The 26,049-nt window shown below is 72.6% G+C and carries 20 protein-coding genes and 1 pseudogene; 13 read left to right on the top strand and 8 right to left on the bottom strand.

What is annotated here, in order from left to right; translation table 11 throughout:
* Positions 1 to 243 precede the first annotated feature (243 nt).
* Positions 244 to 384: pseudogene (locus OG892_RS05440) on the top strand (peptidase C39 family protein); the annotation flags it as partial.
* Between the two features lie 116 nt (positions 385 to 500).
* Positions 501 to 656: an SCO1431 family membrane protein gene (locus OG892_RS05435; RefSeq protein ID WP_107421901.1), complete on the top strand. Its 156-nt coding sequence runs from the start codon at positions 501 to 503 to the stop codon at positions 654 to 656.
* 74 nt (positions 657 to 730) lie between these two features.
* On the opposite strand, the gene OG892_RS05430 is transcribed toward OG892_RS05435, so the two are convergent.
* Positions 731 to 2,005 (bottom strand): glycoside hydrolase family 18 protein, encoded by a 1,275-nt coding sequence (locus tag OG892_RS05430; protein ID WP_073739410.1) that lies wholly within the window; start codon positions 2,003 to 2,005, stop codon positions 731 to 733.
* 403 nt (positions 2,006 to 2,408) lie between these two features.
* Between OG892_RS05430 and OG892_RS05425 the strand changes: the two genes are divergently transcribed.
* Positions 2,409 to 3,581, top strand: a complete 1,173-nt coding sequence (locus OG892_RS05425; protein WP_371628597.1) for an acyl-CoA dehydrogenase family protein — start codon at positions 2,409 to 2,411, stop codon at positions 3,579 to 3,581.
* A 454-nt stretch (positions 3,582 to 4,035) separates the two neighbouring features.
* Here OG892_RS05425 and OG892_RS05420 read toward each other — a convergent pair whose 3' ends face one another.
* Positions 4,036 to 4,437 (bottom strand): hypothetical protein, encoded by a 402-nt coding sequence (locus tag OG892_RS05420; protein WP_073739408.1) that lies wholly within the window; start codon positions 4,435 to 4,437, stop codon positions 4,036 to 4,038.
* 203 nt (positions 4,438 to 4,640) lie between these two features.
* Here OG892_RS05420 and OG892_RS05415 point away from each other — a divergent pair, with 203 nt between their 5' ends.
* From OG892_RS05415 to fxsA, 4 genes are all read left to right on the top strand, one after another.
* Positions 4,641 to 5,081: an Lrp/AsnC family transcriptional regulator gene (locus OG892_RS05415; protein ID WP_024493538.1), complete on the top strand. Its 441-nt coding sequence runs from the start codon at positions 4,641 to 4,643 to the stop codon at positions 5,079 to 5,081.
* Positions 5,082 to 5,127: 46 nt separating this feature from the next.
* On the top strand, positions 5,128 to 6,768 hold the full coding sequence (locus OG892_RS05410; RefSeq protein WP_371628596.1) for an amidohydrolase: 1,641 nt from the start codon (positions 5,128 to 5,130) through the stop codon (positions 6,766 to 6,768).
* Between the two features lie 527 nt (positions 6,769 to 7,295).
* Positions 7,296 to 8,063, top strand: a complete 768-nt coding sequence (locus tag OG892_RS05405) for a polyprenol monophosphomannose synthase (protein WP_073739406.1) — start codon at positions 7,296 to 7,298, stop codon at positions 8,061 to 8,063.
* A gap of 66 nt (positions 8,064 to 8,129) precedes the next feature.
* Entirely contained in the window at positions 8,130 to 8,705 is a 576-nt protein-coding gene (gene fxsA / locus OG892_RS05400) for an FxsA family membrane protein (protein ID WP_073739405.1), read from the top strand.
* 119 nt (positions 8,706 to 8,824) lie between these two features.
* On the opposite strand, the gene OG892_RS05395 is transcribed toward fxsA, so the two are convergent.
* The 4 genes from OG892_RS05395 to OG892_RS05380 all read right to left on the bottom strand — a co-directional run bounded on the left by OG892_RS05395 (position 8,825) and on the right by OG892_RS05380 (position 12,314).
* On the bottom strand, positions 8,825 to 9,199 hold the full coding sequence (locus OG892_RS05395) for an RNA polymerase-binding protein RbpA (RefSeq protein ID WP_003959706.1): 375 nt from the start codon (positions 9,197 to 9,199) through the stop codon (positions 8,825 to 8,827).
* A gap of 275 nt (positions 9,200 to 9,474) precedes the next feature.
* Positions 9,475 to 10,845, bottom strand: a complete 1,371-nt coding sequence (locus tag OG892_RS05390) for an MFS transporter (RefSeq protein WP_371628595.1) — start codon at positions 10,843 to 10,845, stop codon at positions 9,475 to 9,477.
* A 45-nt stretch (positions 10,846 to 10,890) separates the two neighbouring features.
* The gene (locus OG892_RS05385) at positions 10,891 to 11,655 is read right to left on the bottom strand and encodes a glycerophosphodiester phosphodiesterase (RefSeq protein ID WP_371628594.1); all 765 of its coding nucleotides are present in this window, start codon (positions 11,653 to 11,655) and stop codon (positions 10,891 to 10,893) included.
* Positions 11,652 to 12,314, bottom strand: a complete 663-nt coding sequence (locus OG892_RS05380) for a YitT family protein (protein WP_073739402.1) — start codon at positions 12,312 to 12,314, stop codon at positions 11,652 to 11,654. The genes OG892_RS05385 and OG892_RS05380 overlap by 4 nt, the downstream gene beginning before the upstream one ends.
* A gap of 101 nt (positions 12,315 to 12,415) precedes the next feature.
* Between OG892_RS05380 and OG892_RS05375 the strand changes: the two genes are divergently transcribed.
* Positions 12,416 to 13,915 carry a PLP-dependent aminotransferase family protein gene (locus OG892_RS05375; protein WP_327335802.1) on the top strand — a complete coding sequence of 500 codons (1,500 nt, stop codon included), beginning with the start codon at positions 12,416 to 12,418 and terminating at the stop codon, positions 13,913 to 13,915.
* Positions 13,916 to 13,994: 79 nt separating this feature from the next.
* Here the strand turns inward: OG892_RS05375 and OG892_RS05370 are convergent, their stop codons facing one another.
* On the bottom strand, positions 13,995 to 15,620 hold the full coding sequence (locus tag OG892_RS05370) for a hypothetical protein (RefSeq protein ID WP_328867745.1): 1,626 nt from the start codon (positions 15,618 to 15,620) through the stop codon (positions 13,995 to 13,997).
* 38 nt (positions 15,621 to 15,658) lie between these two features.
* A complete protein-coding gene (locus tag OG892_RS05365) occupies positions 15,659 to 15,853 on the bottom strand; it encodes a hypothetical protein (RefSeq protein WP_018103962.1) in 195 nt (64 codons plus the stop codon).
* Between the two features lie 313 nt (positions 15,854 to 16,166).
* Here OG892_RS05365 and OG892_RS05360 point away from each other — a divergent pair, with 313 nt between their 5' ends.
* The 5 genes from OG892_RS05360 to OG892_RS05340 all read left to right on the top strand — a co-directional run bounded on the left by OG892_RS05360 (position 16,167) and on the right by OG892_RS05340 (position 26,018).
* A complete protein-coding gene (locus tag OG892_RS05360; RefSeq protein ID WP_024493529.1) occupies positions 16,167 to 16,559 on the top strand; it encodes an ankyrin repeat domain-containing protein in 393 nt (130 codons plus the stop codon).
* A gap of 229 nt (positions 16,560 to 16,788) precedes the next feature.
* On the top strand, positions 16,789 to 18,207 hold the full coding sequence (locus tag OG892_RS05355) for a HEAT repeat domain-containing protein (RefSeq protein ID WP_371628593.1): 1,419 nt from the start codon (positions 16,789 to 16,791) through the stop codon (positions 18,205 to 18,207).
* Between the two features lie 250 nt (positions 18,208 to 18,457).
* The gene (locus tag OG892_RS05350) at positions 18,458 to 19,984 is read left to right on the top strand and encodes a hypothetical protein (RefSeq protein WP_073739398.1); all 1,527 of its coding nucleotides are present in this window, start codon (positions 18,458 to 18,460) and stop codon (positions 19,982 to 19,984) included.
* A 121-nt stretch (positions 19,985 to 20,105) separates the two neighbouring features.
* Positions 20,106 to 21,026, top strand: a complete 921-nt coding sequence (locus OG892_RS05345) for a hypothetical protein (protein WP_073739397.1) — start codon at positions 20,106 to 20,108, stop codon at positions 21,024 to 21,026.
* A 159-nt stretch (positions 21,027 to 21,185) separates the two neighbouring features.
* Positions 21,186 to 26,018 carry a hypothetical protein gene (locus tag OG892_RS05340; RefSeq protein WP_371628592.1) on the top strand — a complete coding sequence of 1,611 codons (4,833 nt, stop codon included), beginning with the start codon at positions 21,186 to 21,188 and terminating at the stop codon, positions 26,016 to 26,018.
* Positions 26,019 to 26,049: the final 31 nt, after the last annotated feature.

Raw genomic sequence — 26,049 nt, 5'->3', positions numbered from 1 at the left:
AGGTAGCGGTTCAGCTGCCCGCTGCCTGCCAGATGCGCGCCGACGAACCCGCCGAGTGTCTGGGCGGCCGGATTCATGGGCCGCACCGGTACGGACCAGCCCAGATCAGAGGATGCCGCACGGCTTAGCGTTGGATTCTCGGCGAAAACGACTGGACCCCGTGCAGCTGACGTGGAACAACCGCCCGATCAACGTCTTCAACCGCGGAAGGGCGTCGCACGATATGCGGCGCCCTTCCATCTGGAGGCGACCTGGCTCCGCACCAAGCGCTACAACGCGAGTGGCAGTGTGGTCTCCGGCACAGGCGGCGTCTGCTACCTGCACTTCCCCGCGCACCCGACCCCCGCCCAACGCCGGGCTCTGGCGGCTGTCGGCATCCTTTGACGCGCTCCGGCGCCCCCGGGGGAGTGACGCAGCTCTCTACCGCGGGGGCCGGTCCGGCTGGCACTGTGGTCGGGTCCTCGGGGGACACCGACTGCCGGCCGACCGAACGAGATGCCATGACCGCGACTGCCGCCGCAACCACCACCACTACCGCCCGCCGCCGTACGCGGACCGGCGGGCCCGGGGACCGCGCCAAGCTGCTGGAGAACCTCCTGGGCTGGACGCTCGTCGTCGTCATCGCCATGTTCGTCACGCAGATCGGTCTGATGTAAGAAGCCGGCGGACATGACGGTGGGCGGGGAGCCCGCCCGGCTCCCCGCCCACCGTCATGCCTGCCGCACCGAGGTCAGTTGATCGCCTTGATCAACTCGCCGTCGGTGGTGTCACCGCTGAGCTCCCAGAAGAACGTGCCGCCGAGGCCCTGCTCGTTCTTGTAGTCCATCTTGGTGCCGATGGTGGCCGGGGTGTCGTAGCTCCACCAGTTGGTGCCGCAGAGCGCGTAGGCCGTGCCGCCGACGGTGTCGGTGGCGGGGCAGCTGTTCTTGAGGACCTTGTAGTCCTCGATGCCCGCCTCGTACGTACCCGGGGCGGCGCCGGTCGCCGTGCCGCCCGGCTCGGCCTGTGTGACGCCGGTCCAGCCGCGGCCGTAGAAGCCGATGCCGAGCAGCAGCTTCGAGGCGGGGACGCCCTCGGCCTTCAGCTTGGCGATGGTCGCCTCGCTGTTGAAGCCGTCCTTGGGGATGCCCGAGTAGGAGTTCAGCGGGGAGTGCGGGGCTGTCGGGCCCTTGGCGTCCCATGCGCCGAAGTAGTCGTACGTCATCGGGTTGTACCAGTCGACGTACTGTGCGGCGCCGCCGTAGTCGACGGAGTCGAGCTTGCCGCCGTCGGAGGCGTCCGCGCTGATCGCCGAGGTGACCAGGTTGTCGCTGCCGAACTTGGAGCGCAGGGCGGACAGCAGGTTGCCGTACGCGTCAGGGCCGCTGGTGTCGCACGTCAGACCGCAGTCGTTGGGGTACTCCCAGTCGATGTCGATGCCGTCGAAGACATCGGCCCAGCGCGGGTCCTCCACCAGGCTGTAGCAGGAGTCCGCGAACGCCGCCGGGTTCTTCGCGGCCTCACCGAAGCCGCCGGACCAGGTCCAGCCGCCGAACGACCAGAGGATCTTGAGGTCCGGGTGCAGCTTCTTCAGCTTGCGCAGCTGGTTGAAGCTGCCGGCCAGATCCTGGTCCCAGGTGTCCGCGACACCGTCGACCGACTGGTCGGCGGTGTAGGTCTTCTCGTAGTCGGCGTAGGAGTCACCGACCGTGCACTTGCCGCCCTGGACGTTGCCGAAGGCGTAGTTGATGTGCGTGAGCTTGTCGGCCGAGCCCGACGTCTCGATGTTCTTGACGTGGTAATTGCGGTCGTAGACGCCCCAGTCGGTGAAGTAGCCGACCACCTTGCTGCCGGCCGCTGTGGGGGCGGCGGGCGCTGCCGCCGGGGCGGCGGCCTTCAGGTCGGCGGGGGCCGCGCCGGCGGACCCGGTGCCCGCGACGCCCAGCAGGGCGGCGCCCAGGGCGGCGGTACAGGCGGCAGCGGCGAGCGCCCGGAGGCGGGCTCCCGGGCGATGCAGTCCGATCATCGTTGCTCCTCGTGGGGGAGGGGACTTGCCGGTGGACGACCGGCTCTCTGCGCTTGCCCGAAATTGGCATGAACGCGGAAAGCCGATTCGCGGTGAACCGTAGATGGACTAGACCAGTTGGGTCAATGGTTCGGACCAATTCCGCCGACCGTTCGCCAGGACGGCCCGCCGTCGCACCCGGACGTCCGCCGTGGCCGAAGTGCCCTGTCACCCAGTGACGGATACCGTCCTATCGGGCATACTCAAGCCGCCACAGCCGCTGACCGGCACCTCTCGCAATCCGGGAGGGCAACATCGGCTGGACCGCAGTCTTTTCGGGCTCCGCCCGGAGATCCCCCGGCGGCGCCGCACACACCCCGCGCGCGCGACCGCCGCAACGCCCGACAGGGAGGAGAGCGCCGTCATGCCCGACCGTGCCCCGCAGTCAGTGGAACGCCGTCTGCCCACAGAGGAATCCAGGCAGCTCATCGCGCTCGTCCGCGACATCGCCCAGCGGGAGATCGCGCCCCGGGCGGCCGAGGAGGAGGACGCCGGCCGGTTCCCGCGCGAGGTCTTCACGCTGCTCTCCGGCTCCGGCCTGCTCGGCCTGCCGTACGACTCCGCCCACGGCGGCGGCGACCAGCCGTACGAGGTGTACCTCCAGGTCCTCGAAGAGCTCAGCTCCGCCCGCCTCACCGTCGGGCTCGGCGTGAGCGTCCACTCCCTCGCCTGCCACGCGGTCGCCGGATACGGCACCAAGGAGCAGCAGGCCGAACACCTCCCGGGCATGCTCGCGGGCGGCCTGCTGGGCGCCTACTGCCTCTCGGAGCCCGCCTCGGGCTCGGACGCCGCCTCGCTGCGGACGAAGGCCGTGCGGGACGGGGACAGCTGGGTCATCACCGGCACCAAGGCGTGGATCACCCATGGCGGCGTCGCGGACTTCTACACCGTGCTGGCCCGTACCGGCGCCGAGGGCGCCCGCGGAATCACCGCCTTCCTCGTTCCCGGCGACGCCGACGGGCTGAGCGCGGCCGTCCCCGAGAAGAAGATGGGCATGAAGGGCTCGCCCACCGCCCAAATCCACTTCGACGGCGTCCGGGTCCCGGACGCGCGCCGGATCGGTGAGGAGGGGCAGGGCTTCGCGATCGCGCTGTCCGCACTCGATTCAGGGCGGCTCGGCATCGCCGCGTGCGCCATCGGTGTGGCCCAGGCGGCGTTGGACGAGGCCGTCGCCTACGCCACCGGGCGCAAGCAGTTCGGCCGCCCCATCGCGGACTTCCAGGGGCTGCGGTTCATGCTCGCGGACATGGCCACCCAGATCGAGGCGGGCCGGGCGCTCTACCTGGAGGCGGCCAGGCTGCGCGACGCGGGCAGCCCGTTCTCGCGGCAGGCGGCCATGGCCAAGCTGTTCTGCACCGACGCCGCGATGCGGGTCACCATCGACGCCGTCCAGGTCCTCGGCGGGTACGGCTACACGCTGGACTTCCCCGTCGAGCGGCTCATGCGCGAGGCCAAGGTGCTGCAGATCGTCGAGGGCACCAACCAGATCCAGCGCATGGTCATCGCCCGCCACCTCGCGGGTCCTGAGACGCACTGACCCGTAGCGGCCGGTCCGACCACACGGGCATCGTCATGATCCGGTTCCACTCCTGGTCATGGCGGCCCGGCATGGTCCTCCCGGTGCCCTCCCAGTACCGGAGCATCGCCCGGTAGATGGGGGGATCGGTCGAGTGGGGCACCTGGCGCGGCGGCTCGGACTGGGACGCCGTGGGGGATCCGGGCTGCGGAACCGATTCTTCGGAGGCCGGAACGGCGAGACGGCGGCGACCGGGGCCGGCCGTGGAATGCAGCAGGGTCATGCCAGGCCAACGCCGGCGGGCCGGGCCGGGTCACTGTCCGGCCGATTCGGGCGCCCGTTCGCCAGGTCTCCGGGCGGCTCCGGCGCCGGAGCGGTCCCGTTCGCCGTCCGCACCACGCCGGCCGGGCCGTCGTGGTGCGGCGCGGTTCTGTCGCGTCAGGCGGTTCGTGGTCCTGCGAGGCGGCAGCCGGGGTCAGGCGGCCTCGCGCCGGACCTGGTGCGGCATCCGGAACGGGCGGGAGGCGCTGCCCCCGGCGTGCGAGAACGGCTGCATTCTCCAGTCGAGCCCCTGAGGGAGCGTCAACAGCAGGGCCGTCTCCTGCTCCTGGACCTCGGGCGACTCGTCGGCGGGCCGCGCCTTCGACGCCGCACGGCCGGTACCGGCGCACACCGTGAGGACGAACGGGTTCCACGGAGTCGGGCACAGCGCGTGCTCCGGCAGCACGGTCTCGTCCGCCAGGAGGGCGATCGGCTGGGCACAGTCCGGGCAGGTGACCCGGTACATCTCAAGCGTGTCGTACGCGTCGGGAGCGGTGTCCTCGAACGGATCAACGGGCTCCGGTTCGGTACGTCCGGTGACCTTCAGGTTCTGCATGGGAAATTCCCCCCTCGGTGGGCCGACAAGGCGCCGTGGCCTCGGCCAAAGCAAGCACTTCCCGTCGTGGATCGGCCGTAACCGCGAGGTGCTCTGCTACCGACCCGTAAACCTGTGGCATTCATCACATGACCGCCACGGGGTGCCCTTCGGCGGCTCCCGCGGCTGTGCCTGGAGGGGCCCGGGGCCATAGATTGATCCATATGGAGGAGCTGGACCGTCAAATCGTGGAGTTGCTCGTCAAGGACGGGCGGATGAGCTACACCGACCTGGGCAAGGCCACCGGCCTGTCCACCTCGGCCGTTCATCAGCGGGTCCGCAGGCTGGAGCAGCGCGGGGTGATCCGGGGTTATGCCGCGGTCGTCGACCCCGAGGCCGTCGGCCTGCCGCTGACCGCGTTCATCTCGGTCAAGCCCTTCGACCCGAGCGCCCCGGACGACATCGCGGAGCGGCTCGCGGGAGTCCCGGAGCTGGAGGCGTGCCACAGCGTCGCGGGTGACGAGAACTACATCCTGAAGGTGCGTGTCGCGACCCCGCTGGAGCTTGAACACCTGCTGACCCGCATCCGCTCGCTCGCCGGTGTCTCCACCCGCACCACGGTCGTCCTCTCCACGCCGTACGAGGCACGGCCGCCGCAGATCTGAGGGGCCGGGCACGGGGCGGGACCCGGCAGGCGGGAGACTGGTCACCATGACCGAGAGCACCGCCCCCCAGAGCGAACACCGCACCGTGCTGCTGCGCGGTGGAGACGTCCACAGTCCCGCCGATCCCTTCGCCACCGCCATGGTGGTCGAACGGGGCCATGTCGCCTGGGTGGGCTCGGAGGGGGCCGCCGACGCCTTCGCGGGCGGCGTCGACGAGGTGATCGACCTCGACGGGGCGCTCGTCACCCCCGCGTTCACCGATGCCCACGTCCACACCACGTCGACCGGCCTGGCCCTGACCGGCCTGGACCTCTCCGGCGCCCGCACCCTGGACGAGGCCCTCGCCCTCGTACGGACGTACGTGGCGGCGCACCCCGCGGAGCGGGTGGTCCTCGGACACGGTTGGGACGCCACGCGCTGGCCCGAGGGGCGCCCGCCCTCGCGCGCGGAGCTGGACGCGGCGGCCGGCGGCCGGGCGGTCTACCTGCCCCGGGTCGACGTGCACTCGGCGGTCGCCAGCACCGCGCTGCTGGACCTGGTCCCCGCGCTCGCCTCGATGGCCGGCTACCACCCGCAGGAGCCGCTGACCGCCGCCGCCCACCACGCGGTGCGCGCGGCCGCCCACGGTGCCGTCTCGCCGCTCCAGCGGGCCGATGCCCAGCGTGCCGCGCTGGACCGTGCGGCGTCGCTGGGCATCGGAACGGTCCACGAGTGCGGCGGCCCCGACATCTCCGACGAGGAGGACTTCACCGCGCTGCTGAAGCTCGCCGCCGGACCGCGCGGACCGCGGGTCTTCGGCTACTGGGCCGAGCGGGTCGCCGACGAGAAGGACGCCCGGCGCATCCGGGAGCTGGGCGCGGTGGGCGCCGCCGGGGACCTCTTCGTCGACGGCTCGCTCGGCTCGCACACCGCCTGCCTGCACGAGCCGTACGCCGACGCCCCGCTGACCGGCACCGCCCACCTGGACGCCGCGCAGATCGCGGCCCACGTCGCGGCCTGCACGGAGGCCGGGTTGCAGGCGGGCTTCCACGCCATCGGGGACGCCGCGCTCAGCGCGGTCGTCGAGGGCGTCAGGGCAGCCGCGGAGAAGGTGGGGCTGAGCCGGGTGCGGGGCGCCAGGCACCGGATCGAGCACGCCGAGATGCTCACCCCGGAGACCGTCGCCGCTTTCGCGGAGCTGGGGCTCACCGCCTCGGTCCAGCCCGCGTTCGATGCCGCCTGGGGCGGTGAGGAGGGCATGTACGCCCAGCGGCTGGGTGCCGGGCGGGCGAGGACCCTCAACCCGTACGCGGCCCTCCTGCGGGCCGGTGTGCCCCTCGCGTTCGGTTCCGACAGCCCGGTGACCCCGCTCGACCCGTGGGGGACGGTGCGGGCCGCCGCGTTCCACCGGACGCTCGAGCACCGGATCTCCGTACGGGCCGGCTTCACCGCCCACACCAGGGGCGGCTGGCGGGCCGTCGGCCGCGACGACGCGGGCACCCTGGTGCCGGGCGCCCCGGCCGACTACGCGGTCTGGCGCACCGAGGAGCTGGTGGTCCAGGCACCGGACGACCGGGTCGCACGCTGGTCGACCGATCCCAGGTCCGGGACGCCCGGACTGCCGGACCTCAGCCCGGGGGCCGCACTCCCGGTCTGCCTGCGCACGGTCGTGTTCGGACAAACTGTCTACGTACGGCCGAACGAGTGATGTGCGGACATTTCGTACCGCCGATCGAAGGTGCCCCGGTTCTCCCGCGACCTGGGGATCTCCGGTACTGACCAGGCAAGTTCGGTAAAGGGCGCAGGTCAGGCAACTATTGACAGAATGCGCCCACCGGCCGGTAGGTTCGGCCGAGTCCACCACAGGACGTCCGACCGGTTAAACCTCCACGCAGTCGTCGAACGCCGCTGGGTCGTGGGGTGGTGTGCCGCACCGGCGCACCACCACTCACAGCCAGGTTCAGCGCCCGCGCCTCGGGGGCGAGGGAAGGTTTCAGCCGGACGGAGGGTGCGACCCGGGTGGGGCCCGGACGTTCAGTAGACAACGGCTCTAGGTCGACCCGCAGCCGGCGGGTCCCAGGTCGGCCCGAAGGACGCCGGGCCCCGATCCGCAGTTCTGTCCGTACTTCCGCTCTTCTGTCCGCCGCCACCGCCGAACCGCCCCGACCGGGTCGGTCTGCGGCTCCGCCACGCTGGATATGGTGTGCATCTGCGTACGGACTTAAGGGGCAGTTAGTGAACGACGGCGGTCAGAGGCGATACGGCCCGCTCGGCAGAACCTTGGTGATCATTCCGACCTACAACGAGGCCGAGAACATCAAGCCGATCGTCAGCCGGGTGCGCGCCGCCGTACCGGAGGCGGACATCCTGGTCGCCGACGACAACAGCCCCGACGGCACCGGCAAGCTGGCCGACGAGCTGGCCGCCGCCGACGGCCAGGTCCATGTGCTGCACCGCAAGGGCAAGGAAGGACTCGGCGCGGCCTATCTCGCCGGCTTCCACTGGGGGATGGAGCACGACTACGGCGTGCTCGTGGAGATGGACGCGGACGGCTCCCACCAGCCCGAGGAACTGCCCCGGCTGCTCACCGCCCTCAAGAGCGCCGACCTGGTGCTGGGCTCGCGCTGGGTCCCGGGCGGGCGCGTGGTCAACTGGCCCAAGTCCCGCGAGATGATCTCCCGCGGCGGCAGCACCTACTCGCGGCTGATGCTCGGGCTCCGGACCAGGGACGTCACGGGCGGATACCGGGCCTTCCGCACGGAGACCCTGAAGGGGATCGGCCTCGACGAGGTCGCCTCGCAGGGCTACTGCTTCCAGGTCGACCTGGCACGCCGCTCGATCGAGGCCGGTTACCACGTCGTCGAGGTCCCGATCACCTTCGTGGACCGGGAGGTCGGTGACTCCAAGATGAGCCGGGACATCCTCGTCGAGGCCCTCTGGCGGGTGACCGCCTGGGGCGTCACCACCCGCACGAACCGGGTGCTCGGACGCCGGACGCCCTGACGCGCCGGTCCGGATGATCTCCACCCCCTTACCGCGCCCGGACGCGCGGCCAGGCACACTGGGGGTATGACGACCGGCACACCGCCCCCGACCGCCCGTCGGCGCTCACGCGCCCGGACCTTCGTACCTCTCGCCATCGCCGCCTGGGCGGTGCTGGAGATCTGGCTGCTCGTTGTGGTGGCGGACGTGGCGGGCGGGTTCACCGTCCTGCTGCTCCTGGCCGCGGGTGTCGTGCTCGGAGCCGTGGTGATGAAGGCGGCCGGCCGTCGCGCCTTCCGCAATCTCACCGAGACGCTCCAGCAGATGCCGGGCCAGCCGGGTGCGAGTGGCTCCTCGCCCGCTCCGTCGAGCAGCAGGGGCAACGGCTTCCTCATGCTCGGCGGACTGCTGATCATGATTCCGGGGATGATCTCGGACGTCGCCGGACTGCTGCTCCTGGTGCCGCCGGTCCGCTCCGCACTCAGCAAGTACGCGGAGCGCTCGCTGGAGCGCCGGATGCGCGCGGCGGCCCCCGGCGGCCTCTCGGACGCCTTCCAGCAGGCCCGGATGCACCGGCCGGACGGAAAGGTCGTCCAGGGCGAGGTGATCCGCGAGGATCCCTCCCAGCCCGACGAGAACCCCCGCCCGCCCCTGGCGCCGTAAATCCCTGAGCCGTAAACCTCTGGCGCCTTGAGGCCCGTCAAGGCGTGGAGACAGAGCTGCGGGCCGTGACACACAAGGTGTCACGGCCCGCAGCTCTGTCTCAGTGCTGTGCTACGCGGTCAAGCAGACTTCCTGCTGTCCCGCGGATGCACGGCGATATTCATGGCTCCGGAGCGCAGAACCGCCAGCCTCTCGGCCAGCACCTCCTCCAGCTCCTCGCGTGTGCGCCGCTCCATGAGCATGTCCCAGTGCGTACGCGCAGGCTTGCCCTTCTTCTCCTCGGGGCCATCCCCGTCCACCAGGAGTGCCTGGGCGCCACACGCCTTGCACTCCCACTCCGGCGGAATTTCCGCCTCTACCGAGAAGGGCATCTCAAATCGATGTCCGTTCTGGCATGCGTACTCCACCGCCTGGCGCGGGGCCAGATCGATGCCGCGGTCCGTCTCGTAGCTGGTAACCACAAGTCGCGTGCCGCGGAGAGCTCGCTCACTCATGAATCGTGCCTCCCGGGCTTGTCGCCCACAGGACAGGTGTCGCTGTCGTCGTCATCCGGCTCAACGTCCGGTCGGCGGCAAAGATTCCCGTTGCCGGTCATGCGTCGCCCGTCGTGCCGCTGAGTATTCAGGTTTGCCAGGGTTCAAGTACCCGCCAATGCCCGGTTTGTCACATCTGGCAGAAGTTGTCACCCAACGGTTTGGATTCTTCCACTGGCAGTAACGGTCCTCCGGGCAGGCCAAAGGCGTACACTACCGGCCTTTTACTTCAACGTCTAAATCCGTTCGGGTACGGGATTCCCCGCCGCCGCCACGGCCCGCCGGACCGGCACCCTCGCGAGCAGTACGGAACCGGCCACGAAGAAGATCACCAACGAGATGATCGCGTCCCGGTAACTGCCGGTCAGCTGGTACGCGAGACCGAACACCAGCGGCCCCAGCCAGCTCAGTCCGCGGTCGCTCATCTCGTACGCCGAGAAGTACTCGGCCTCCTTGCCGCGCGGCACCAGATGCGAGTAGAGCGAACGCGACAGGGCCTGGCTGCCGCCGAGGACCAGACCGATCGCCGCGGCCAGCGCGTAGAAGAACACCGGCGCGTCGGCCGGCAGGAAGTATCCGGCGATCAGGATCAGCGTCCAGACGACCAGGGACGCGAGGATCGTGCGCTTCGCGCCGTACACCCGGGCCATCCGCCCCATGCCCAGCGCTCCGGCCACCGCGAGTATCTGGACCAGCAGGACGGCGGTGATCAGCGTCGTCTGGTCGAGGCCCAGCTCCTCGGAGCCGTACACCGAGGCCTGGGAGATCACCGTCTGCACGCCGTCGTTGTAGACGAGGTAGGCCAGCAGGAAGGAGAGGGTGAGCGGATGGCGGCGCATGTCGCGCAGGGTCGCCATCAGCTGCCCCCAACCGGACCCGACCGCCCCGTGCCCCGGCGCCACCTGCCGGTCGCGCAGCCGGCGCAGCGGTACGACGGTGAAGGCGCCCCACCAGACACCGGCCGACGCCAGGCAGATCCGGACGGCGTCCGACTCGGAGAGGCCGAAGGAGTCGTGGCCCGTGTAGAGGATCAGGTTGAGGACCAGGACCAGCGCACCGGAGGTGTAGCCGAAGGCCCAGCCGCGCGAGGAGACCGCGTCGCGTTCGTCGGGTTCCGAGATCTGCGGCAGATAGGCGTTGTAGAGGACCATCGACACGGATATCGCGGCATTCGCCACGATGAGCAGGAACGCGCCGAGCAGATAGCGGGTGCCGTCCAGGAAGAACATCGCGGCGGTGGCGGTGGCGCCCACGTAGGCGGCCGCCGCCAGCAGCGGCTTCTTGCGGCCGGTGCGGTCGGCGGCCGCGCCCACGATCGGCATCAGGATCACCGCGACGACGAGGGACGCCGAGATCGTGTACGCGAACAGCGACCCGGCACGGATCGGGATGCCGAGTGGCCGGACATAGCCGTCGGCGTCGGCGGCGGCCTTGGCGACCGAGGTCAGATACGGGCCCAGGAACACGGTGACGACGCTCGTCGAGTAGACGGAACAGGCGAAGTCGTAGAAGTACCAGCCGCGCTGCTCGCGCCGGCGTTCACCGGAGTCGGCCGCCCCGGGTGCGCCCCGGGTCGGTTCGGCGGCATCCGTCGTCTCGGCGCTCATCGCGCACCCCTCGTCTCTCCCCGTGGAGACGTCACCGGGCCGGCGTCAGGCCCAGGCCCCCCGCTCGCTCAGCACCGTGCGCAGCGTCTCGATGTGATCGGTCATGATGCCATCCACGCCGAGGTCCAGGAGCGCTGCCATCCGCTCCGGTTCGTTCACCGTCCAGACGTGCACCTGGAGCCCCCGCGCGTGCGCCTCCCGCACGAAGCGCCGGTCCACGACCCGGATGCCGCCCTGGCTCTCCGGCACCTGGGCGCACACCGCGCCGACGCGCAGCGCCGCCGGAATCCCGTACGAGCGCAGCCGCAGGCCCAGTACCCCGCGGACTCCGTAGGAGGTGGCCAGCCGGGGCCCCGCCAGGCGGTGCGCCCTGGCGACCCTGGCCTCGGAGAACGAGCCGACGCACACGCGGTCCCAGGCGTCCGCCCGCCGGATCAGGTCCACCAGCGGCTCAAGGGCGGGTGCGGCCTTGATGTCCACGTTCCAGTGCGCCTGCGGGAACGCCTCCAGCAACTCCTCGAACAGCGGCAGCGGTTCCCGGCCCGCCACCCGGGCCCGCTGTATCTCGCTCCACGGCAGCTCCGAAATCCGGCCTCCGGCATCCGTCACCCGGTCCAGGGTGGCGTCGTGGAAGGCCACCAGGCGGCCGTCCGCCGAGGCGTGCACATCGGTCTCGAAGTAGCGGTACCCGGCCTCCGCGGCCCGGCGGAATGCCGCAGCGGTGTTCTCGATCCCGTCCGCCGAACCGCCCCGGTGGGCGAACGCGAGCGGGGCGGGGTGGTCCAGATAGGGATGGCGTACGGAAGTCACTGCGGCAGTATCGCCTGCCCGGACGGCGGGGTGGTGGCCGCGGGGCGGCCATTGTCCGGGATCGCGAAGAAGCGCAGGAAGAACTGGGCCAGCGGGCCGATCGCCAGGGCGTAGAGGACCGTTCCGATACCGAGGGAACCGCCGAGCAGGAACCCGGTCACCACGACCGCGGCCTCGATCGCCGTGCGGACGAGCCGGATGGAGCGGCCGGTATGCCGGTGCAGGCCGGTCATGAGTCCGTCACGCGGCCCGGGACCGAACCGGGCGGCGATGTACAGCCCCGTCGCGACACCGTTCAGGACGATGCCCGCCACCATCACCCCGGCCCGCGCGGCGAGCCCGTGCACGTCGGGGACGAGGGCCAGCGTGCCGTCCATCGCGATCCCGACGGCGAAGACGTTCGAGACGGTGCCCAGTCCCGGCCGCTGCCGGAGCGGGATCCACAGCAGCAGCACGATCGCGCCGATGATGATCGAGACGACCCCGATGGTGATCCCGGTGCGCTCGGCGAGCCCCTGGTGCAGCACGCCCCACGGCTCCAGACCGAGACCGGCGACGACCAGCAGCGCCGAACTCGCCCCGTACAGCGCCAGACCCGCGTACAGCTGGATCAGCCGGCGGGTGAGGTGCGTTGGCTGCCGGACGGCGGTGGTAGACAAGTGGGCCCCCTGGTGTGGTGGTAGTGGACTGCTGCGTGTCACTCTGTGGCAGGGGATTGGCCGCCAACCATGGCCAATCCGAGGAAGGTGGACTGATTCTCATGGCCCAGTGGACATCGGCGGTCGGCGCCGCGCAGCTCGCCCGCCAGCTGCACGCCCAGCAGCCGAGGCCGACGGGCCCCGGCAACCGCAGGCCGCCGGCCTACCGCGCGCTCGCCGACGGCATCCGGCTGCTCGTCCTGGAGGGGCGGGTCCCGGTCGCCGCCCGGCTGCCTGCCGAACGGGAACTGGCGCTCGCCCTGGCCGTCAGCCGGACGACGGTCGCCGCGGCCTACGAGGCGCTGCGGGCAGAAGGGTTCCTGGAGTCGCGGCGCGGGGCCGGCAGCTGGACGACGGTGCCTGCCGGGAACCCGCTGCCCGCCCGGGGCCTGGAGCCGCTGCCCCCCGAGGCGCTCGGCTCGATGATCGACCTGGGCTGCGCCTCGCTGCCCGCCCCCGAACCGTGGCTGACCCGGGCCGTCCAGGGCGCCCTGGAGGAGCTGGCCCCGTACGCGCACACGCACGGCGACTACCCGGCCGGGCTGCCCGCGCTGCGGCAGATGATCGCCGACCGGTACACCGCGGACGGCATCCCCACGATGCCCGAGCAGATCATGGTCACCACCGGTGCGATGGGCGCGATCGACGCCATCTGCCACCTCTTCGCGGGCCGCGGGGAACGGATCGCGGTGGAGTCCCCGAGCTACGCCAACATCCTCCAGCTGATGCGGGAGGCGGGCGCCCGGCTGGTGCCGGTGGCCATGGAGGAGGGGCTCGGCGGCTGGGACATGAACCGGTGGCGCCAGGTGCTGCGGGACGCGGCGCCCCGGCTCGCGTACGTCGTCGCGGACTTCCACAACCCCACCGGGGCGCTGGCCGACGAGGACCGGCGGCGCGCGCTGGTGGACGCCGCCCGCTCGGCCGGAACGGTCCTGGTCGTCGACGAGACGATGAACGAGCTGCACCTGGACGAGGACGTGCGGATGCCGCGCCGCGTCTGCGCCTTCGACCCGGCGGGCAGCACCGTGCTCACCGTCGGTTCGGCCAGCAAGGCGTTCTGGGCGGGCATGCGGATCGGCTGGGTACGCGCCGCGCCGGACGTCATCCGCAGCCTGGTGGCGGCCCGCGCCTACGCCGACATGGGCACCCCGGTCCTGGAGCAGCTGGCCGTCAACTGGCTGATGCGCACCGGAGGCTGGGAAGAGGCCGTGCAGATCCGCCGGGAGCAGGCACGGGGCAACCGGGACGCACTGGTCACGGCCGTGCGGCGGGAGCTGCCCGACTGGGAGTTCGTCGTACCGCGCGGCGGCCTGACGCTCTGGGTGCGCACCGGCGGCCTCTCCGGATCGCGGCTCGCGGTGGCCGGGGAACGGGTCGGGGTGCGGGTGCCGTCCGGGCCCCGGTTCGGGGTCGACGGCGCCTTCGAGGGATACGTCCGGCTGCCGTTCACGGTCGGCGGACCGGTGGCGGACGAGGCGGCCCTGCGGCTCGCGGCCGCCGCCCAGCTGGTCGGCTCCGGTGCGGGAGCGGGCGCGGAGGCGCCCCGTACGTTCGTCGCCTGATCCGTCGGGTGAGACGTACGGGAGGGCCCGCGGATCACCTGATCCGCGGGCCCTCCCGTACGTCTCACCCGGGGGAACCTCAGTCGCTGATGGCCACGGACTCCATGGCGACGGGAACCGCCGTGGTCTGCGCCGGTTCCGGCTCGTGAACGGCTGTGGTCTGTGCCGGTTCCGGGTCGGGTGCGCTCGCCTCGATCGCGGTCCGACGTTCGGGCAGCAGGCCCAGCACCGTCTGCCGCTGCGCCTCGCCGGTCGCGTCGTCGTACGGATCGGGCGTGGCCGGCACCTGGACGCGCAGCACCGGGCCGGATCCGAGCCGGGCGTACCCCCGGCCGGGCGGGACGTCCGGGGTCGGGGTGGTGTGCGGCTCGAGTCCCAGGACGGATTCGATCTGGGCGGGGGAGCAGTGGCCGAGGACCACCCTGGCCCGGGTGTGGTTCCGCACGGTGTCGCTCAGGCCGTCCAGGCTGTCGAACTGCTCGGCCATCACCACGGTGACGTTGGCGGCCCTGCCGTGCCGCAGCGGGACCTGGAGCAGTTCCTGCGGGTCGGGCCCGCCGCCGGCGGTGGCCAGGTGACCGAGCACGCTGGGCCGGTCCAGCAGGATCCAGAGCGGGCGCCTGGTGTCCTCGGGGACGGCGTCGCCGGACTGCCGGGCCCGGTTGGCCTCGAACAGCCGGCGCTCGGTCTCCTGCGCCGCCCATTCCAGGGTGGCCAGCGCCCCGGCCGCCCCGCACTCCACGGCCAGCACGCCCTCGCGGCCGTTGAAGCAGGCGTACTCGCCGATGCCGCTGCCCTCGATGATCAGGATGTCGCCCTGCTGGAGTGCCTGGAGGGCGATGGAGCGCATCAGCGTGGTGGTGCCGCTGCCGGGCTGGCCGACGGCCAGCAGATGCGGCTCCGTGGTGCGTGCGCCGGTCCGCCAGACGACGCCCGGCGCGTCCCGGGTCTCCTCCCCGTCGCTCACCGGGACGGTGCGCTGCACCGCGTCCTCGTCCGTGAAGCCGAGGACGGTCTCGCCGGGGGCGATGACGAAGCGCTGGGCGGTGATCGAGGTGGGCAGGGCGTCGAGCACGCTCATGACGAGCCGGTTGCCCTCCTCGTCCCAGCTGAAGCGGTACTCGCGGCCCCGGCCCGACTTGGCGTGCAGCAACTGCTCGATCCGGGCGCGGGACGCGGCCTCGCTGTCGGTGAAGTACGCCGGGTAGGCCACCCTGAGCCGGGAGATCCGGCCGTCGGCGTCGAACGCGTAGTCGCTGAAGACCTGGTCCCAGTCGCCGCCGTGGGCGAACAGCGGACTGGGGTCCTCTGCTGCGGAGAAGTACGGTACGAGCGCCTCGTACAGGGACTGCAGGCGCCCGGTCTCCGCCTCGTCCGGGCCGGTTCTGACGGGAGTGCGCTGACGTCCCTTCCACGCGGCGGCGCCCATCACCGTGACCAGGGCCATGACGGACCCGTAGGGGACGAGCGCGACCACGAGTACGCAGGCCGCGACGAGGAACAGCGTGGGACCACGCCGGTCCTTGGGCGTCGCGGCCCACTTCTGCCGTCCTGCACCCGCCAGCAGCCGCAGACCACGAGTGATCATGATCAGCGGATGGAGGACATCGGTGGCGCTGTCGGCGGCCGTGCGCGCGAACTCGCGACTGCGAGTGATCGAAGCGCTGCCGCTGCTCAGAATGCGGGGGAGTGGTCGCCGGGCCACGTCTGTCTCCTGAAGGGGGTGGGAGCGGGAGCGGAACGTCAGAACTTGATCCCGCCCAGGAGTCCGGCGAGGCTCGCGCCGCCCGCGGTGATGCTCGGTGCGATGGCGGTGCCGGCCAGGTAGAAGCCGAACAGGGCGGTGACGAGGGCGTGCGAGGCCTTGAGACCGTCCTTCCTGAAGAACAGGAAGACGATGATGCCGAGGATGACGACGCCTGACATGGAAAGGATCATGAGTGGTTCTCCTGGTTGGGGGGACAGTCACCATGAGTCCTTCCAGGCTCACCGGAAGTATCTATAGGATAAAAGGTGCAAGTGGGTGAAAAGCGGGGTTTTTCACTGGACTGGCGCACAGTGAGGTACAGGCCGGGGCGGTTTTCGGTGCCGCGCATCGCTCCGCCGTCACTCGACGTGATCTTCTGCCATGGGTGACCCGGGCCGGGTGCGCGTCCGGGCAGTACCCTGTCGATTCACTCGTACGGCCTCAAGACGCATCCCCCCGCAGGCCGGCGGCGGAGCGAACGGTTAAAGGAAGGGCGGCCCCCCGATGAGCGAAACCCCTGATCCCGAGGTGGTTGAGCTGGCGACCAAGGTCTTCGACCTGGCGCGCCACGGCGACACCGACGCGCTCGCGGCCTACGTCGACGCCGGAGTTCCGGTGAACCTCACCAACGACCGGGGCGACTCGCTGCTGATGCTCGCCGCCTATCACGGGCACGCCCCCGCGGTCACGGCACTGACGGGACGCGGCGCGGATCCGGACCGGGCCAACGACCGGGGGCAGACGCCGCTCGCCGGAGCCGTTTTCAAGGGCGAGGACGCGGTGATCGCGGCACTGCTCGCCGCGGGGGCCGATCCGGCGGCCGGAACACCCTCCGCCCTGGACACCGCACGCATGTTCGGCAAGGCCGACCTGCTGGAACTCTTCGGTTCCCGCTGACCGGGTCCGCCGTAAATGTGGTCGCGGTGGCGAAATGGGTGGGTCATCATGACGTCGCGGGCCCGATTCGGGCCACCGACGAGAGGCGGGAAGATGGTCTGCACCAGGCAGAAGACGGCGGTCGGCCGATCATGTTGCTGCGCGATGTAGTGCCCACCCCGGCACGGCACCTGCACATGGAACTGCACAGTCCCCGGTTGCGTCGACAGCTTGATGTGAGGCTTTCCCCATGTTTGATCCGTTCATAGCGCCGAGCGGCACCCTGCTCGGCCTGTTGCAGAGGGGCCGCGGCGACGGCACGCTCCACGCGCTCGCCGCACCGCGCCCCGAGGCCCTGGCGGCTCTCAACCACTGCGTCCTGAGCGATCCGCGTCACGACTGGCAGGTGGAGAACCGCTCCCTCTACTACGCCCGTCTCTATCTCGACCTCGACGGCGGCATCGAGGAGATCGAGCGGCACCTCGGTGATCCCGACGACCACCTGGACACCGAGGAGTCACGGACCGGCCTCGCCCTCGCCGTACTCGGCCACCTCGCCTCCTACGGACGCGACGACGCCCTCGCCCTGCTGCGGCGCTACGCCGCGACCGGCTCCAACTGGGCCTGGGCCCTGGACGAGCTGGCCCTGCGCGACGACGACGCCGGTCTGCGGTCCCTCGCCGTGCCGGTGCTCGCCCGCTTCGGCACCGACGCGGAGGGCTCCGCCGAGCTGGCCACCGCCGTCCGCGACGCCTTCGAACCCCGGCCCTGGCGGCTCTGGGCCGACGATCCGCGCGAAGCGGTCGGCGCCCGGGTCAGGGCCGCCTCCGAGCAGGGCTCGTTCGACCGCTGGCAGCGGCAGATGCGGCCCGGAGGGCCCCGCCCCGGCTGGAGCGTCCAGGCCGTCTTCGACTGGGCCCAACAGGGGCTCGACCGAGGCAGCGAACTCCACGTACCGGCCGCCCGCTGCCTCTCCGCCGTCGCGGGACCGGAGGACCGGCCCGAGATCGTCGAGGCCGCCCGCAGCGGTCCGGAAGGCGCCCGGTGCGCCGCCCTGCACTATCTGGCCGAGGCGCAGGACCCGGTCGTGCTCGACCTGATCGAGGCCGCGGCGGTCAGCTCCTCGCGCACGGTCGCCGACGCGGCCGTCGCCGCCTTCGAGCGGATGTGCGGCGACGCGGCCGTCGACCGCGCCCGCTGTTGGGCCCGCAGGCCGGACGCGCTCGGTGCCTCGGCAGCCGGGGTACTGGCCGGCCGGGGCGGCGCACAGGACGCCTCACTGGTCCTCGGCGCCCTGCGCGAAGCCGTACGCGGCGACGGGCCGGACGCGCTGCGGCTGTGGACCCTGGTCGACGGCACCGGACGGCTGGGCATCGCCTGCGCCGCCCCTGTCCTGCGCCACGTCTACCGGGAGACGTCCTCCTCCCACCTGCGGGGCAGGGCCGCCCGCGCACTGGCCGCCACCGACCCCTCCTTCGCCACCGGCTTCGCCGTCGAGTGCCTGTGGGACTGCGAGGAGACGACCCGGGAGGTCGCCGCACGCCACGCGGAGACCGGCGACATCAGGGTGGCCGAGCGGCTGCGCCGGCTGGCCGCCGATCCGGCGGAGGAGGCCGAGGTGCAGACCGCGGTACGCAGCAGGATCGGTCCGGACGCCTCCGCCGTCTGACCGGGTACGAACAGCTGGGCGTTGCGCGTCGGGGGCGCGCGGCGCGACACCGCCCGGGTCCCGTGGAGTCATCCGGGGCTTGTGGAGCCGTCAGGGGCTTGTGACCCCGTCCGAGTCCTGTGAGCCGTCCGGGCCCTGTGACTCGTCCGGGTCCTGTGAGCCGTCCGGCAGGGCGTGACCGACTCCGGGGCAACCAGACGCTTCTGCGCCGTTTCGACCGTTGTCAGTCCGAGGACCTAATCTGTGCAGCGTGACTTCGCCTGCCGATACGGAAAACGCTGCGCCGCAGCTCAGCGCGGGGCCCCGGCCCGCACCGGGCCCGGCCGCCGACGAGGGGCTCTCCCGGCGGCTGCGCGCCCTCGCCTGCACGGCGCCGCTGCACGACCTCGACGTGCGCAAGGCGAACCTGGCCGGTGAGTACACGGTGTACGCGATGGCCGAGGTCGCCCTCGCCGCGATCGACCACGTCACGCTCAACATGGACTTCGACACCGGCGCGGACCACGACCAGATAGTGGCCAGACTCCTCCCGCGCGTCGCCGCGCAGGCCCCGCGCCGCCCGACCGCCGAGCACGAACGCGTCGCGCGCTGGGTCCTGGAGAACCTGATCAACGTCGGCAGCGTGGACCGGGGCTTCCGGGCCGTCTACGGCACCTTCGGGCCGGACGGCACATACGTCCGCCGGGACTACGACTTCAAACTGATCGAGGAGGTCCCCGGCTACGGCGGCAGCGTCTATCTGCGGGCCACCGACGAGGCCGTCAACGTCCTGGTCGGCGCCCTCGACACGGACGTCACCAGCGCGCAGATCGCCGCGGAGGTGAAGCTGGAGGTCCTGATCAGCCGGGGCCGCCTCGCCGACGCGCAACTCGCAGCCGAGCAGGCCCGCTACCGGACCGTGCAGTACGCGGAGACCCTCCGCAGGACACTCGACGCGACCCGGCGCAACGTCCGCGCGGTCGACTGGCTCAACGCCGTACCCGACATGATCGCGGAGGCGCTGGACCACGTGGCCGACCGCTACCGCCACGAGAACGCCATCCTCACCAACATCCGCAAGGCCCGTGACGAGGCGGAGGAGCCCGAGCACAAGCGCCGTGCCGCCGAGCTCGTCGACATCGTCAAGGACTGCATCCGCCGCCACACCCAGCTGCAGTCCCGGCTGCTGGAGGCCGGACCGCTGTTCCGCGCCGAGCAGGACCGGCAGGCGTTCGCCGCACCGGCCGCCCGCACCGGCCTCGACCTCTACGGACAGCTGCTGGCGCCCCTGCTGCCGCTCCCCGTCGAGCAGTCGATCCGTGCCACCGACGCGTTCTTCGCCCATGGCACGGGACTGCGCACCCCCACCTCTGTACGGGTGGGCGACCTGGTCGACATGCTGCTCGCCCCGCCCCTTGAGCGCGAACACCTGGGCGCCGAGATGCCCGAGCCCGACCTGATCGCCACCCCGGCCGACAGCCGGTTCAGTGAGGAACAGCTGGCGAGCGCCATGGAGTTGCTGGACCTGGAGCCGGACGCGCCGCGCCGCCTCTCCGGGCTGCTGGCCGAAGCCAGACGGCGCGACGCGGAGCTGCCCTACCTGGTCGCCCTGCTCGCGGTGCACGCGGCGAGCCCGCCGGTCGGCACCGCCTACCGGCAGGGTGAGCGCCGCCTGCTCTTCTCCGTCGACGACGGGACCCAGCTGGAGGACCCCGAATTCGGCGGGGCCGACCTGATCGTCGGCATGGCCCTGCTGGACGCGGCGGGTACGGCGGCGGACCGCACGGAGGCGGCGTGAGGGCGCCCGTTCCCGCCCACCCCGTACCCAGGACTGTCCACCCGGTGCCCGAGCCCGTCCATCCCGTACCGAATCCCGTCCACCCAGAACCGAAGTCCGTCCGGAGCAAGGAGCGCCCGTCGTGAGCGACCACCGCGCAGAGCACGCCGACGCGTGGAGCGAGCAGAGCGCCGCGTACCCCGCAGACCGGACCGCGTCCGCGCCGCAGTCCGCCCCCGCCGCGGTCACCCCGGCCGATGCCGCCGACGCGGCCCGGCTCGTGGCGTTCGGGCTCCAGCCCAAGCTGCTGCCCGCCCGCGACGCCGAGTACGCCGAACTGCTGCGCCGCTACCGGGAGGAGCCCGCCTTCGGCCGTCTCGCGGACGCCGTCGCCACCGGACTCGGCCTCATCGTGCTGGAGGTCTCCACCCGGGCGGGCATGGCCGTCACGGCGGGCGAGGACTCGGTCTTCGCCGTGCGCATGGGCGACTACGCCCGCCGGGCCTCGCCGGACTCCGCCGACCGCTTCCTGCACGGCCTCGCCCACCTGGCCGTCGCCGCGATGGCCTTCCCGCGCCCCGAGGACCTCGCCGACGACGCCTACATCGGCCGGATCACCGTCAACGGCGTCGACGCCTTCGTACGCCAGGCGTGCCACCGCCTGGAGGAGCGCGCCGACGAGCACGGTGACAACACCGACCCGGCCAGTGACGCCCCCGGCCTGGAGGCCGGCTGGCGGATCTACGCCCGGCGCAGCTCCACCGGAGCGACCAAGGACGCCCGGCGGCTGGCCGGATCCACCACCGGCATCGTCGGCAAGGCCGTCGCCTTCCTCACCGACTCCGGCTTCCTCCAGCGCACCGGGGACGACGCCGGAGGCGCCTTCCGCACCACCGCCCGCTACCAGCTCCAGGTCCGCGACATGGCGGGCGGCGCCGCCATGGCCGAACTGCTGGAACTGGGAGTGGTACCGGTCACCGACGGATCGGCGACGCTGCTGCCGCCACCCGACCCGGACGACCTGGAGCTGGCGGCCGACGCCGGACTGCCCTTCCACGGCTGACCGCTTCCACCGCCGACGCCGGACTGCCCTTCCACGGCTGACCGCTTCCACACTGCCCTTCCACGGCTGACCGCCTCCACCGCCGACGCCGGCCACCGCACGGCCGGCCCCGCCACCGACGTCCCCTTCCCGCCGCCTGAACGACGAGAGTCCGCCGCCATGTACGAGCTGTCCCGGGTCCGCCTCTACTCCATCGGGCCTGCCGGTGCGCGCTACGCCGACACCGTGCTTGACCTGCGCGGGGTCGGCGAACCCGTGCCCCACCCCGCGCCGGCTCAGGCGGAGTTCTTCGAGGAGGAACCGGTCGGCCCGCCGCGCCGCCCCGCCCCCGCCGGAGTGCTCTTCCTGGAGAACGGCGGCGGCAAGTCCGTCCTGCTGAAGCTGATCTTCTCGGTGATGCTGCCCGGTCACCGCAACACCCTCGGCGGCGCCAGCTCCGGCGTACTGCGCAAGTTCCTGCTCGCCGAGGACTGCGGGCACGTCGCGCTGGAGTGGCAGCACACCCTGACCGGCGAATGCGTCGTCGTCGGCAAGGTCAGTGAGTGGCGCGGGCGACAGGTCTCCAACGACCCCAGGAAGTTCGCCGAGGCCTGGTACTCCTTCCGGCCCGGCCCCGGACTCAGCCTCGACTCACTGCCGGTGGCCGAGGCGACCTCGGTGGGCCGCCCCGCCGAAGGCGTCTCCGGTGCCCGCGGCAGGCGCCGCACCATGAAGGGCTTCCGCGACGCGCTCACCGAGGCGGGCAAGTTCTACCAGCACCTCGACGTGCACTGGGAGGAGATCCACGACCGCTGGAACGAGCACCTCGGTGACCTCGGCCTGGACCCCGAACTCTTCCGCTACCAGCGCGAGATGAACGCCGACGAAGGAGAGGCCGCCGGACTCTTCGCCGTCAAGAAGGACTCCGACTTCACCGACCTCCTGCTGCGCGCCGTCACCGACACCCGCGACACCGACGGTCTGGCCGACCTGGTCAGCGGCTTCGGCAACAAGCTGGGCCGCCGCGCCGAACTCACCGCGGAGCGGGACTTCACCGCGGGCTCGGTCGAACTGCTCGGCCGCATCGTGGAAGCCGCCGGAACGCGCTCGCGGACCCGGGACATCCACGCGGGCGCCGAGCGCCGCACCCGCACCCTGGCCCGCAGGCTCTCCGCCCGCGCCGGCCTGGAGCGCGGCCGGACCGCCGAGCTCGCCCAGCAGGTCACCGGCGCCGCCCACACCGTCACCGGCGCTGAGGAGACCCGCGGCCGGGCCGCCCTGATCGCCGCGGAACTCGCCTACCGCCACGCCTCCCTGGCGCTCACCGCCGCCGAGAAGAGCGCCGCGGCCCAGCGCCGGGAGCTGGGCGACGCCCGCACCCTGCACTCCGCCTGGCAGGCGGCAGAGGCCGTACTGCGCCACCGCGCCGCCGCCGACCGGGCCGCACGCGTGGCCGTCGCGATCCGCGAGGCCGAGCGCGATGCCGCCCCGGCCCTGGCCGCACGCGCCACCGCCGCGGCCGATCTCGTACGGGCCCTGCACACCGCCGCGGAGGCGGGCGAGAGCGTGGCCAACGAGGAGGAGGAGCGCTCCGAGACCCTCCAGACCACGGGCGAGGCCGCGCACCGGGACGCCACCACGGCCGCCACAGAGGCCCAGCGTGCCCGCAGCGAGGCCGGCCACCTCCGCCAGCGCCTCGCGGAGGTCGAGCAGGAGACCGCCGAAGCGGTACGGGCGGGCTGGCTCGACGACACCGCGCCGAACGCGGACCCCGCCCGCGCGGCCCTCGCGGCGAACGACGCGGAGAAGTCCGCCGTCGCCGCCTGGGACGCCGCCCGCGAGGCCGCCGGCTCTGCGGCGGACCGCTCCCGGCAGGCGGCGGCCACCGAGAGCCGCGCCGAACTCGCCGCGGCGCGGGCCGCCGACGGCGCACGGGCCGCGGAGCAGGCCTACGAGGCCGAGCTCAGGGCCGCCGAGTCGATCGCCGCCGAGCACCGCCTCGCGGACCTGCTCGGCCTGCCCGCGGCGCAGGGCAGCGGCGTCCCCCGGCCCCGGCGGGGCGCGGACGGACCCGAAGCCGGCGCGGAGACCGGTGCCGGGGACCGTAGCGCGCAGCAGGAAGCCCCGGACGTCGAGGGGACCGCCGCCCCCGGCGCCGACGGAACAGAACCGGCGGCGCACGGCGCCCACACCGTCACCGCCGGACGGCCCCGCGCGGCGGAACAGCCGCTCACCGCAGCGGAGTTCGACCGCAACGCCGAAGAGCTGCGCGAGCTCCTCGACCAGGCCGTCGGCTCCGCGGAACGGCGCCTCTTCGAGCTGCGCACCGCGGCGGCAGACGACTCCCGCATCCTGGGCGCCCTCGGTGACGGCGGACTGCTGCCGCCCGGCCCCGACGTCCTCGCCACCGTCGAGTACCTCGGAGAGCACGGCATCCCCGCCCTGCCCGGCTGGCGCTACCTCGCCCAGGCCGTGGACCCCGCCGACCACGCGGCCGTGCTCGCGGCCCGGCCCGAACTCGTCGACGGCGTCGTGATCACCGATCCGGACGCGCACGCCCGCGCCCGTGAGGTGCTCGGCGCCGCCGCCCTGCTGCCGCGCTCGGCCGTGGCCGTCGGCACCGCCGCCGCGCTGCTCGCCCCCGTCCCGGAGCCCGGCACCGGCTCCGGAGCGAACGGCGGCGCGGCTTCCGGGGTGTTCCTCGTCCCGCCGAACCCGGCCATGCACGACGAGCACGCCGCCGACGAGGAGCGGCACGCGCTCAGGAGCCGTGCCGCCGCCCGCGACGAGGACATCCGCACCCTCGCCGCCCGGCTCACCGCGGACCGCTCGCTCGCCGCCCGGATCGGCTCCTGGCGGGTGGACTGCCCGCCCGGCACCCTCGCCGAGCTCGCGGAGACCGCCGGCACCGCCCGTACCGCCGCCGAGACGGCCGAGGCCGCCCTCGCCGAGGCCCGCACCGTACGCGCGGAGGCCGACGAGGCCGCCGCGGACACCGCCCGCGTCCGCGACGAGCGGCAGGAGGCCGCCCAGCGCGCCCGCCGGGCCGCCGACGCACTCGCCGGACTCGCCTTCCGCCTCCGTGAACGGGCGGGCTGGCAGGCCAAGCTGCGCGAACTGGCCGACGAGGCGACGGAGTCCGAGGCCCGCGCGACCGTCTGCCTGGACCGCGCCAGAGCCGCCGACGAGGACCGCAGGGCCGCCCAGCGCGCCGCCGACGACGCCCGCCGCACCGCCCGCGCCCTGCGCGCCGAACGGGCCGAGATCGCCGGTGCGCCCGAGCACCTCCCGGAGCCCGGAGCGGACGCCCCGCGCCGCGCGCTGCCCGCCCTGCGCGAGGCGTACCGGGCGGCGTCCCAGCTCTACGAGAAGGTGGGGGTCGGCGCGGACCTGCGCGCCGAACAGGCCCGCGCGGAGAGCGACGAGAGTGCCGCGCTGGCCGAGCTGGACCGGCTCACCAACAAGGTCCGCACCCGGGCCGCCCAGCTCCTGGAGGGAACGGACGGCGCCGACGGCCCGTCCCGGCAGGCGGCCGCCGCCCGCGCCGAGTCCCTGGTCCAGCTCCTGGAGACCCGCGCCTCCGCCGCCAGTGAGCAACTCGGCAGGCTGCGCGGCGAGGCCGAGCGCCTCGCCCCCGCCGACGGCGAGACCCTCCACACCGAACTCCCCGAAGCGCAGGTCCCCGCCGACGCGGAGCAGGCCCAGACCCTCCTGCGCACCGCCACGGCCGAACTCGCCTCCGCCACCGTTTCCCTGGACACCGCCAAGGCCGCCCACGCCGAGCTGCTGCACGCCCACCGCACCGCGGAGGACTCGGCAGGCGGCTTCGACGAGACCGCCGCCCTGCTGAGCGACCTCCTCAGGGACCACGGCGAAGAGGAGCCCGAGACCCCCGAGCCGTATCCCGGCAGCCTCGAAGAGGCCCGGCAGACCGCGTCGGAGGCCCGCCGCTCACTGCGGGGCTGCGCCGCCGACCTGTCCACCGCGGAAGCGGCCGTCCGGGAGGCGAGCGACGTACTGGTCCGGCACGCCAACTCCACCCGCTACGAACAGGTCCGCACCCCGGCCCGCCAGCAGATCCGTGAACTCCCCGCCGCAGCGCTGCCCGAGCACGCGGAGAAGTGGGCCATCGCCTTCGCCCCCAGGCTGCGGGTCCTCACCGACGAACTGACCCAGCTGGAACGAAACCGGGACTCCATCGTCGACCGGCTGCGCGGACTGGTGGACTCCGCGCTCACCACCCTCCGCTCCGCCCAGCGCCTCTCCCGGCTGCCCGAGGGACTGGGGGAGTGGTCCGGCCAGGAGTTCCTCCGGATCCGGTTCGAGGAGCCCGACCAGGCCACCCTGACCGAACGGCTCGGCGAGGTCATCGACGAGGCCACCAAGGCGGCCCTGAAGAAGAACTCCGACCTGCGCAGGGACGGCATGTCCCTGCTGCTGCGCGGTGTGCAGGCGGCGCTGGAACCGAAGGGCATCGCGGTGGAGATCCTCAAGCCGGACGCGGTGCTGCGCGCCGAGCGCGTACCCGTCGGGCAGATGGGCGACGTCTTCTCCGGCGGCCAGCTGCTGACCGCCGCCATCGCGCTGTACTGCACGATGGCCGCACTGCGCAGCAACGACCGGGGCCGCGACCGGCACCAGCACCACCACGCGGGCACGCTCTTCCTCGACAACCCCATCGGTCGCGCCAACGCCACCTATCTGCTGGAGCTCCAGCGAGCGGTTTCGGACGCGCTCGGTGTCCAACTGCTGTACACCACGGGCCTGTTCGACACGACGGCACTCGCCGAGTTCCCGCTCGTGATCAGGTTGCGCAACGACGCGGACCTGCGGGCCGGGCTGAAGTACATCAGCGTCGAGGAGCATCTGCGCCCCGGACTGCCGCAGCAGGATCCCGGTGCGGAGACGGTGCACGGAGAGATCACCGCCACCCGCATGTTCAAGCGCACCGCGGCGGCGCCGGAGGCGCTCCCGGCCCGGACCGGGGCGGAAGACGGCGAGGACACCGACTGAGCCGGCCGGTGCGGACCACCGGGACGGCGGC

It is taken from the genome of Streptomyces sp. NBC_00341, from assembly GCF_041435055.1.
Lineage (GTDB): Bacteria > Actinomycetota > Actinomycetes > Streptomycetales > Streptomycetaceae > Streptomyces.
This window is presented reverse-complemented; position numbering and strand designations above follow the sequence as displayed.

Coding starts and splice junctions, on each gene's coding strand:
- OG892_RS05435 (WP_107421901.1), top strand. CDS start 501: ATGACCGCGACTGCCGCCGCAACCACCACCACTACCGCCCGCCGCCGT.
- OG892_RS05430 (WP_073739410.1), bottom strand. CDS start 2,005: ATGATCGGACTGCATCGCCCGGGAGCCCGCCTCCGGGCGCTCGCCGCT.
- OG892_RS05425 (WP_371628597.1), top strand. CDS start 2,409: ATGCCCGACCGTGCCCCGCAGTCAGTGGAACGCCGTCTGCCCACAGAG.
- OG892_RS05420 (WP_073739408.1), bottom strand. CDS start 4,437: ATGCAGAACCTGAAGGTCACCGGACGTACCGAACCGGAGCCCGTTGAT.
- OG892_RS05415 (WP_024493538.1), top strand. CDS start 4,641: ATGGAGGAGCTGGACCGTCAAATCGTGGAGTTGCTCGTCAAGGACGGG.
- OG892_RS05410 (WP_371628596.1), top strand. CDS start 5,128: ATGACCGAGAGCACCGCCCCCCAGAGCGAACACCGCACCGTGCTGCTG.
- fxsA (WP_073739405.1), top strand. CDS start 8,130: ATGACGACCGGCACACCGCCCCCGACCGCCCGTCGGCGCTCACGCGCC.
- OG892_RS05395 (WP_003959706.1), bottom strand. CDS start 9,199: ATGAGTGAGCGAGCTCTCCGCGGCACGCGACTTGTGGTTACCAGCTAC.
- OG892_RS05390 (WP_371628595.1), bottom strand. CDS start 10,845: ATGAGCGCCGAGACGACGGATGCCGCCGAACCGACCCGGGGCGCACCC.
- OG892_RS05375 (WP_327335802.1), top strand. CDS start 12,416: ATGGCCCAGTGGACATCGGCGGTCGGCGCCGCGCAGCTCGCCCGCCAG.
- OG892_RS05365 (WP_018103962.1), bottom strand. CDS start 15,853: ATGATCCTTTCCATGTCAGGCGTCGTCATCCTCGGCATCATCGTCTTC.
- OG892_RS05360 (WP_024493529.1), top strand. CDS start 16,167: ATGAGCGAAACCCCTGATCCCGAGGTGGTTGAGCTGGCGACCAAGGTC.
- OG892_RS05355 (WP_371628593.1), top strand. CDS start 16,789: ATGTTTGATCCGTTCATAGCGCCGAGCGGCACCCTGCTCGGCCTGTTG.
- OG892_RS05340 (WP_371628592.1), top strand. CDS start 21,186: ATGTACGAGCTGTCCCGGGTCCGCCTCTACTCCATCGGGCCTGCCGGT.